The following is a 9,457-nucleotide window of genomic DNA, read 5'->3' on the forward strand; positions in this document are numbered from 1 at the left end:
TCGGCGCGTTGATCACGCACCTGCCGATGTGCAAAGTCCGTGTTCGCGATCAATGGATCGCTCCTACAACAGCGCAATCCTTCCGCGCGCCAGGCCGGAAAATCACGCAGCTCAAGCGTCGCCGGCAGTGCTGCCTTCACCGACCAGTATCCCTCGCTCGCGCAGGTGCTGCATGATGATGTCCACCGTCGCCTGGATGTCCTGCGTGCTGGTATCCACGCGGACTTCGGCGTGCTCGGGGGCTTCGTAGGGCGAATCGATGCCGGTGAAATTCTTGATCTCGCCGCGTCTCGCCTTTTTGTACAGCCCCTTCGGATCGCGCTCTTCGGCCACGGCGATCGGTGTATCAACGAACACTTCGATGAATTCGCCCTCTTCCATCAAACCCCGTGCCATGCGGCGCTCGGACCGGAACGGTGAAATGAAGGCGGTCAGGACGAGCAGACCGGCGTCGACCATCAGTTTCGACACTTCGGCCACACGGCGGATGTTTTCCACGCGATCGGCTTCGGTGAAACCGAGGTCCTTGTTCAGCCCGTGGCGCACGTTGTCGCCGTCGAGCAGATAGGTATGGCGGCCCAGCGCGTGAAGGCGCTTTTCGACCTGGTTCGCGAGCGTCGACTTGCCGGCCCCCGACAGGCCGGAGAACCACAGCACGCAGGGGCGCTGGCCTTTCATTGCACCGCGCGAGGTCTTGTCCACATCCACGTGCTGCATGTGGATGTTGTGCGAACGGCGCAGCGCAAAGCTCAGCATGCCGGCACCGATGGTGGCGTTGCTGATGCGGTCGATCAGGATGAAACCGCCGGTTTCACGCACCCGCTCGTACGGGTCGAACGCGATCGGCCGGTCGACGCTGAGCTTGCACACCGCGATCTCGTTCAGCGCGAGCTGCTTCGCTGCGAGATGTTCCAGGGTGTTCACGTTCACCTTGTGCTTGATGTCGGTGACCGTGACGGTGACCGTGCGCGCACCGATCTTCATCAGATAGGCGCGGCCGGGCATCAGCGGTTCGTCCTGCATCCAGACGAGGGTCGCCTCGAACTGATCGGCCACTTCTGCCGGCGAATCGAGCGTCGAAATGACGTCGCCACGCGAAATATCGATCTCGTCTTCCATCACCAGCGTGATGGACTGGCCGGAGATGGCACGCGGCAGGTCGCCGTCGGCGGTGACGATGCGCTTGACCGTGCTGGTGCGCCCCGACGGCTGCACGCGGATGGCGGTACCCGGCGTGATGCTGCCGCCGGCGATCGTACCGGCGAAGCCGCGGAAATCGAGGTTCGGCCGGTTGACCCACTGCACAGGCAGCCGGAACGGGCTTTTCAGGCGCCGCTTCTGGTCCACCTCCACGGTTTCGAGATAGCCCATCAGCGTTGAGCCGTGATACCAGGGCATGGCATCGCTGGGGGTCGTGATGTTGTCGCCCTTGAGCGCCGACATCGGAATCGCGACGATGTCTTCCAGCCCGAGCTGGCGCGCGAATTCGCGATAGTCATCGACGATGCGGCGGAATGTGGCTTCCGAGTAGCCGACCAGATCCATCTTGTTGATGGCGACCACCACGCGCTTGATGCCGATCAGCGACACCAGAAAGCTGTGGCGGCGCGTCTGCGTCTGCACGCCGTAGCGCGCATCGACCAGGATGATGGCCAGGTCGGCCGTCGACGCGCCGGTCACCATGTTCCGCGTGTATTGCTCGTGGCCCGGCGTGTCGGCGACGATGAACTTGCGCCGGTCGGTGGAGAAGAAACGGTAGGCGACGTCGATCGTGATGCCCTGTTCGCGCTCGGCCGACAGGCCATCGACCAGCAGCGCGAAATCGAGATCGCCGCCCTGCGTGCCGACCTTTTTCGAGTCGGCTTCGAGCGCGGCGAGCTGGTCTTCGAACAGCATTTTCGATTCGTACAGCAGGCGGCCGATCAGCGTGCTCTTGCCGTCGTCCACGCTGCCGCAGGTGATGAAGCGCAGCAGGCTCTTGTGCTCGTGCTGCTTGAGGTAGGCGCCGATGTCTTCGGCGATCAGGTCGGAAACGTTTGACATCAGAAATAGCCCTCCTGCTTCTTCTTTTCCATCGAACCGGTCGAATCGTGGTCGATCACGCGGCCCTGCCGTTCCGAAGTCGTCGTCAGCAGCATTTCCTGGATGATGTCGGTCAGCGTTGCGGCGGTCGATTCGACCGCGCCGGTCAGCGGGTAGCAGCCCAGCGTACGGAAGCGCACACTCTTCATCTGCGGCACCTCGCCCGGGCGCAGCGGCATGCGGTCGTCGTCCACCATGATCAGCGTGCCGTCGCGCTCCACCACCGGTCGCGGCGCCGAGTAATAGAGCGGCACGATCGGAATGTGCTGCAGATAGATGTACTGCCAGATATCGAGCTCGGTCCAGTTCGAGATCGGAAACACGCGGATCGACTCGCCCTTGTGCTTGCGCGCGTTGTACAGACTCCACAGCTCCGGCCGCTGGCTCTTCGGGTCCCAGCGGTGCTGCGCACTGCGGAACGAAAAGATGCGTTCCTTGGCGCGCGACTTCTCTTCGTCACGGCGGGCACCGCCGAACGCCACATCGAAGCCGTATTTGTCCAGCGCCTGCTTCAGGCTTTCGGTCTTCATGACGTCGGTGTGGATGGCCGAGCCGTGCGTGAACGGGTTGATGCCCTTGGCCAGCCCCTCCTGGTTCACATGCACGAGCAGATCCATGCCCAGCTTTTTCGCCATCTCATCGCGGAATTCGTACATCGCCTTGAATTTCCACGTGGTATCCACGTGCAGCAGCGGAAACGGCGGCACGGCCGGGTAGAAGGCCTTCATCGCGAGGTGCAGCATGACTGCGCTGTCCTTGCCGACCGAATAGAGCATGACCGGGTTTTCAGCTTCCGCCACCACCTCGCGCATGATGTGGATGCTCTCGGCTTCCAGCCGTTGCAGGTGGGTGAGGGTGTCCGGATCGACGGGTTCGGGAGTGGTCTGCATGAGTGTTCTCGAAGGGTTTGCAGAAAAAGTAGCGGGCGCCACCGACTGCGTGGCGCGACGCGAAGGTGCCGACCGGCCTGAGGATGCAGCCGGCACCGCGGAGTCGTTGACGGTGCGGCGACTGGCGCGCACCGACAGCGTGATCGCCGTCGCGCTCACGGCGGGCGACTGGTTGCGCATCCAGGTGCTCAGGATGTCGCCCGGCTTGAGCGACACGCCGCTGACCAGCAGATGCATCGGCGCGGCAGTCATCGTTGCCAGCCGCGACCACAGGTTTTTCCAGTCATCTGCACGCGGCGCGTGCGGGCACAACATCCAGTGCAGCTGCCCGCGCCGCCCGCGCGCGAAAAGCAGCCATTGCCCGCTGCAAGGCACCGTGGTCGGGCGCCAGGCCATGGCACCGGTCCACCAGCGCTCACCAACGGACAAGGCATTGCGCTGTTCGCGCAACGTCGCCTCGCCGTCCCGGTCGAGTTCCGGTTGCACAGCCCAGTCGATGCGGTAGCGCGCGAGACTGCGTCGGGGCGGCACGGCAATCTTCTGCTGTTCGAACCATGCGGCAACGGCCTCGTCACTCCACAACCCGAACGGCAACCCGAGCGCATCAGGCAGGTTTTCGAACGCGGTGGCCAGCCGCTGTTCGGTCGCGCTGTCGAGCTTGCGCCCGCTGCCCGAAACCCGGCCGCGGCGTTTCAGCAGCACCGCGTCCCACCCGCCAGCCAGATACGCCTTGTGCGCCGCGATCACCGTCGGCGCGCTCAACTCGACCGCGCTCGACACCGCAGCCACCGTCATGCCCGACAGGCGCAGCTTCACCGCCTGACGGCGGCGGTCATTCACGATCTCGGCAGACAGTTTTCGAGCGTCCATTTTTTGATACAGGTATGACAGACGTCGTGTAGAGTAAAACCATTCAGTGCGCAGACGGTAGTAATCAATCATTTAATGACCAGATTAGCCACCCTCAAATCCCAACGTGGAAGCGCTCGTGAGCACCATCGCCGAACTTCAGTCACTGCACGCTGAGCTGCTGGCCATCGTCCGCGACGCCGGGCAATGCGTGATGGAAGTCTATGCAACGGATTTCGAAGTCACTGATAAATCAGACAGTTCCCCGGTCACCCTCGCAGACCGCAAGGCCGATGATCTCATCGTGGCGCGACTCAAGGCGCTGACGCCTGATGTGTTCATCGTGTCGGAAGAATCGACGGAAGCAGGCCAGCGCCCTGCAGACGGCGCACCGTTCTGGCTCGTTGATCCGCTCGATGGCACTAAAGAGTTCATCAACCGCAACGGCGAGTTCACCGTGAATGTCGCACTGATCGAGAACGGCCAGCCGGTGCTGGGCGTGGTTCAGGCGCCGGCTCAGGGCCGCATGTTCTCCGGCGTCGCAGGCGTTGGCGCCTGGGTGGACGACGCGGCGGGCGTACGTGAAATCCGTTGCCGCGCCACGCCTGAAGCGGGCCTGACCGTGGTCGCGAGCCGCTCGCACGGTGACGCGGCCGCACTCGACGCCTACCTGGCAGGCCGCAAGGTCGCCGAGCTGCGCAACGCAGGTTCATCGCTGAAGATCTGCCTGGTTGCCGCCGGCGAAGCCGATGTCTATCCACGCCTCGGGCGCACGATGGAATGGGACATCGCCGCAGGCCACGCCGTGTTGATCGCCGCTGGCGGGCACATCGAGCAGATCGATGGTTCCGCCTTCACCTACGGCAAGCCGGATTTCGCAAATCCGCATTTCGCAGCCTGGGGACTTGGCGGCTGAGCCGCATGCGATGACTGCCTGGATTGTTCTGTCGTCCAGCGGGGATGCAGACGAATTCTTGGACGGATTAAGCCGCGATCCCCAGGCTGCCGGCTGAAAATTGACACACCGAGTTGAAAAGATCGGCGCGTTGAACACACGGCTGCATATATATAGTGCGCATTTTCGCGATCAATGGATCGCTCCTACGATTCGAGCGGCATTCTTGCTGCATGACGTGCTTCAACAGCGCGATCCATCCGCATGCCAGCCCCGAAAGTCACGTGACGTCAGGTAGGAGCGATCCATTGATCGCGAACACGGACCTTGCACATCGGCCGGTGCCTGATCGACGCGCCGATTCGCGATCAATGGATCGCTCCTACGATTCGTGCGGCATTCTTGCTGCGTGACGTGCTTCAACAGCGCGATCCATCCGCTTGCCAGCCCCGAAAGTCACGTGACGTCAGGTAGGAGCGATCCATTGATCGCGAACACGGACCTTGCACATCGGCAGGTGCCTGATCAACGCACCGATTCGCGATCAATGGATCGCTCCTACAATTCGAGCTCCGATTAACGATCAATGGATCGCTCCTACGATTCGTGCGGCATTCTTGCTGCGTGACGTGCTTCAACAGCGCGATCCATCCGCATGCCAGCCCCGAAAGTCACGTGACGTCAGGTAGGAGCGATCCATTGATCGCGAACACGGACCTTGCACATCGGCAGGTGCCTGATCAACGCACCGATTCGCGATCAATGGATCGCTCCTACAATTCGAGCGCCGATTCGCGATCAATGGATCGTTCCTACAGAACCGGTGCGCGCTTGCCAACCGCAGAACGGGCTGGCCATGCAGAGCGAGTCGCGGACCGCTCAGAGGGCTCCCACAGTCGAACCTACCGCGACAATCACCGTGCCGCCGCAATTTCGATGAGCCGCGAGATCTTTCGCGGGAGCGGCGTCTGCGCTGCGATCAACACTCTGATCAGCGACCAGCCCGGCGCTGATCGCGACCGCCGCCCTCCCGTCACGCAAAGTAGGCCTTCGTGTAAGGGTGCACATCATCGGCGGCCAGCGATTCATCGACCCGCTCAAACCACCACATCCACCATCCCACCGCCGTAACCCGGCAGCACCGCTGACAGATTGGTCGCGCCGAGGCAGCGGGTGAGCACATTGGCGTAGATGGCACGGAAATCGATGGTATGTGCAAGCGCGCGGCCGTCGCGTAATTGAGATGGCTGCAGGCCAGGCCAGCCATTGCCGAGGTGTATCCCGCCATTGACGGTCGGGCCGATCGCCATCCATGTCGACGCATTGCCGTGATCCGTCCCGCCGCTGCCATTCTCAGCCGCAGTGCGGCCGAACTCGCTCATCGCGAGCAAGGTGACACGCGATGCGTCGCCACCCAGGTCGGTGAAAAACGCATTGACCGAATTGGAAAAGCCTGCGAGCAGTTGCGACATGCGCCCATCCGCCTGCCCGCCGCCCTGCCCGCTGTGTGTGTCCCAACCGCCGAGATTCAACGTGATCAACTGCAACTCGGTTTTACCCTTCACAAGTGCTGCGGCCTGCCGCATCTGCCGGCCGAAGTTCGTGTTCGGGTAGGCCGCGCCGTTTTCGGGCGTCATTTGCCCCACGGCCTGCAATGAAGTCAGTTCGCCGAGCAGTGACGTACCGATGCCATTGAGCGCGGCAGCGTAAGGATGCCCCGCCGGCGGCGTCGCGCCATACGACTGATTGATCACATTCGCCAGCATCGTGCGGTCACTCTGGCTCGACGCGAGGTACAGGCTGCCGAGATCCGGGAAGGCCGACACCGGGCGCGGCAAACCCGCCAGGCTAAGCGGCACCTGATCACTCAAGCTGAGCGCCTTGCTGGTCACATCCCCACTCAGTTGCATCAAATGACGCGCCAGCCATCCGGTGCTTCCCGCTGTCGTCACCGCCGTCTCGATGATGTCCTGCCCCGTGAAGTGCGACGTCGATGCGTCGGCATACTGCACGGCCGGCATCACTGCTACCTGCCCGGACTGATACATGTCGCGCAGCGCAGACATCGAGGGGTGAAAGCCGAAGAACCCATCCAGATCAAGCGCCGATGTGGCACTGCCGTCCGACGGCGGGCGAATCGCAAGCGTGGGACGCAGGCTGTAGTAAGTATCGTCGCCATGCGGCACGACCACATTCAGTCCGTCCCAGCCCCCGCGCATGAACACGATAACCAGCACGCGCCCACCCGGCGATGCCGTGGATGTCGCCCATCCCGCTGAAGGCAACCCCATCGCGCCAGCGCCCGCCAAACTCAGCGCCTGACCAAGAAACTTCCGTCTGTTCATGCCAGTACCCCTGAATTTTCTGCGCAGCGCGAGCATGACCGGGCCACATCACATTGCCTGAGTAAGGTAGCGATCATTGGAATTGATACTCCGGCAACATCATCAGGGCCTTGCCGAGACGGCGTAAGCGCATTTCTGCATCCGGCGCCGACGGGAAATAGGGGTAGCTTCCGTTCTCCGTGAGCACATCGATAGCCAACTGCCGATGACGACTCAGGAAGGTCGGGCCGAGCGTCCATTCCAACATCCGTCCGGCTACCCCTTCTGCAGTCACGAATCCTTCGTCAGCCATGCGAGCTGAAAGGTTGAACTGCGTTTGTGAAACCGCCGGACTGTAGCTCAGCAGCCGGTCGGCAAATCGCGCTCTCGTCTGGAGCATGCTGGTGCTGAGCCAGCTAGTGCCTGTCTCGCCAAATCCGGTGGGTGAGGGATTCATGAACAAGGACATGCCTTGGCGATGGATCTCCAGCGAAATGTCATCCCCGGCGTTTTCGCCACCGAACTGGCGAACTGCGCCGATCACGAATTCGATCGGCGTTTTCAGCTTGGTGCCGCGATACGTGGTGCCGAGAAACTCGGGCGAATTCAGTATCATCGCGACGACCTGTTTCATCTGGTCAGGCGAGGCCTGGTGCGCAGTAAAAGTCGCCGCGCAGCGTGTTACCAGTGACTCCACCGGCACGTCAGACACGAACAGCGTGACCAGCTTGCGACAGATGAAGCGTGCAGTCGAAGGATGTGCAGCGACGAGATCAAGTACTTTTTCCCCGTCAGACTGACCACCACCTGCGGCGATTGTCTGGCCGAGAACCATCTTGGCGCCTGTGTCATGTTTGGTCGCATCAAAGAAGAAGATACCGTCCTTCACCGTCCAACCCGTGAAGGCGCGCGCGACTTCGACTACGTCACGGTCCGTGTAACCACCTGTCACCCCCATCGAATGCAGTTCCATCAATTCGCGGGCGTAGTTTTCGTTCGGGCGGCCTTTCATGTTCCTGAGGCTGTCCAAGGTGTAGATCATTGCCGGGCTGCGGGCGCTTTCTCCGACTAACTGACGGAAGCTTCCCAGCGCGTTCGCGCGGAAAGCTTCAGTTTCGTTTTTCTCAAACTCGCTGTTCAAGTGAGACTGAAAAGCGGTGTTAAAGTGGTTCTCCCAGAACCATGTCATGACTTCTCGCAATTGACGGTTGCTGTACGTCGAGTCACGAACAAAACGTGTGGCCACGTGCGTTCCATCGGTTGGCCAACCTGATCGGCGCTGCTCCAGCGCACTGTTGTCGATGTCTTCTGGATTCAACTGCCGGGCAATATGATTGGCGCTGCCCTGTGCAATCACTTCGTTGAAATTCGCGGTGCCATGGCTTGTACGCTGCACTACATGCCAAGCCTGATCGAATAGGCCATCGGGCGAGAGCGCAATCCGTCGACTTACCTCATTACCGGAGGCGTCTTTTGCCTTGAACGTCACCTGCAACGGTTGGATTGAAAACACCTGTTCCGGAGCAAACGTGACCGCCCATTTTCCCGATGCGTCGTCAACGTCAACCACTCGATCAACGATTTCACTCGCACCGCCTCCAGTGACGCTCACAAACAGGGAAGGCGAAGCAGTGTCATCCGCAAGTCGACCATTGATCACGAAACCCCTGAGCGGCACTTTCGACCCGTCGGGGTGACTTTGTATAGAGAGCGTCGGCTGTGTTACATCATTCACGAGATTGAGCCGAACAGCCGCCCTCGCTTCGTTCTTGCCCTTGTCGATTGCAGTGGCTGTCACAGTAACCAGTCCAGCCACCTCATCACCGAGTGCTGGTGAGGTGAAGTACCAGACACCTCCTGCCGGCTGGTGAGTGGCAGCCGAGTTAATCGTACGTCCGGAGGGAAGACTGATCGAAACCGAAACGGACGAAATGGAACGATCATCGGACGCCAAGCCCTGCAATTTGAAGCCGTTCTTGCTGATGGCCTTGTTTGATACGGGCTGCGAAATTTCTATCGACGGTGGAACTCGATCGTGATCTGTACCGACTCTGAATTCATAGCTTCCAGCGCTCGATATCGGGTCACTGACTTCCCAATTTTCGTAGAACATACCGCCCAGTTTGAATGTCTTTCCTGATACCAGACCTTCAAGATCAAACGCCGCCTTTCCGGATGCATCCGTGGTCTGTTTCGCCCGCCAAACCATTCCGCCAGCGGCATCGAGTTCGTAGGCATTCACTTCTTGCGTCTTCATGACGAGACCGGTCACTGCATCGATGACTACGACGTTCAGTGCGGCGGTTCCGACGACGAACGTATATCCGCCACCCACCGTGTAAGCCGTACTGTCCTTCGCACTTCCGTCGATCGGACTCGTCGCCCTCACCACGTAACGCTTCGTACCCAGCCCCGCC

At 61.1% G+C, this 9,457-nt stretch carries 5 protein-coding genes; 1 reads left to right on the plus strand and 4 read right to left on the minus strand.

The window, feature by feature from the left end; all coding sequences use genetic code 11:
- Positions 1 to 111: 111 nt before the first annotated feature.
- Together cysN and cysD are read right to left on the minus strand one after the other, a co-directional pair.
- A complete protein-coding gene (gene cysN / locus NMQ14_RS19485; RefSeq protein WP_257098494.1) occupies positions 112 to 2,043 on the minus strand; it encodes a sulfate adenylyltransferase subunit CysN in 1,932 nt (643 codons plus the stop codon).
- On the minus strand, positions 2,043 to 2,972 hold the full coding sequence (gene cysD, locus NMQ14_RS19490; RefSeq protein WP_257098498.1) for a sulfate adenylyltransferase subunit CysD: 930 nt from the start codon (positions 2,970 to 2,972) through the stop codon (positions 2,043 to 2,045). The genes cysN and cysD overlap by 1 nt, the downstream gene beginning before the upstream one ends.
- Positions 2,973 to 3,960: 988 nt before the next feature.
- Here cysD and cysQ point away from each other — a divergent pair.
- Positions 3,961 to 4,737: a 3'(2'),5'-bisphosphate nucleotidase CysQ gene (cysQ, locus tag NMQ14_RS19500; RefSeq protein ID WP_257098495.1), complete on the plus strand. Its 777-nt coding sequence runs from the start codon at positions 3,961 to 3,963 to the stop codon at positions 4,735 to 4,737.
- Positions 4,738 to 5,813: 1,076 nt separating this feature from the next.
- Here the strand turns inward: cysQ and NMQ14_RS19505 are convergent.
- Together NMQ14_RS19505 and NMQ14_RS19510 are read right to left on the minus strand one after the other, a co-directional pair.
- Positions 5,814 to 7,061 (minus strand): DUF1501 domain-containing protein, encoded by a 1,248-nt coding sequence (locus NMQ14_RS19505; protein WP_257098496.1) that lies wholly within the window; start codon positions 7,059 to 7,061, stop codon positions 5,814 to 5,816.
- Positions 7,062 to 7,134: 73 nt separating this feature from the next.
- On the minus strand, positions 7,135 to 9,457 hold a 2,323-nt coding region (locus tag NMQ14_RS19510), incomplete at its 5' end, for a DUF1800 domain-containing protein (protein ID WP_257098497.1).

The organism is Methyloversatilis sp. XJ19-13 (assembly GCF_024580155.1).
Lineage (GTDB): Bacteria > Pseudomonadota > Gammaproteobacteria > Burkholderiales > Rhodocyclaceae > Methyloversatilis.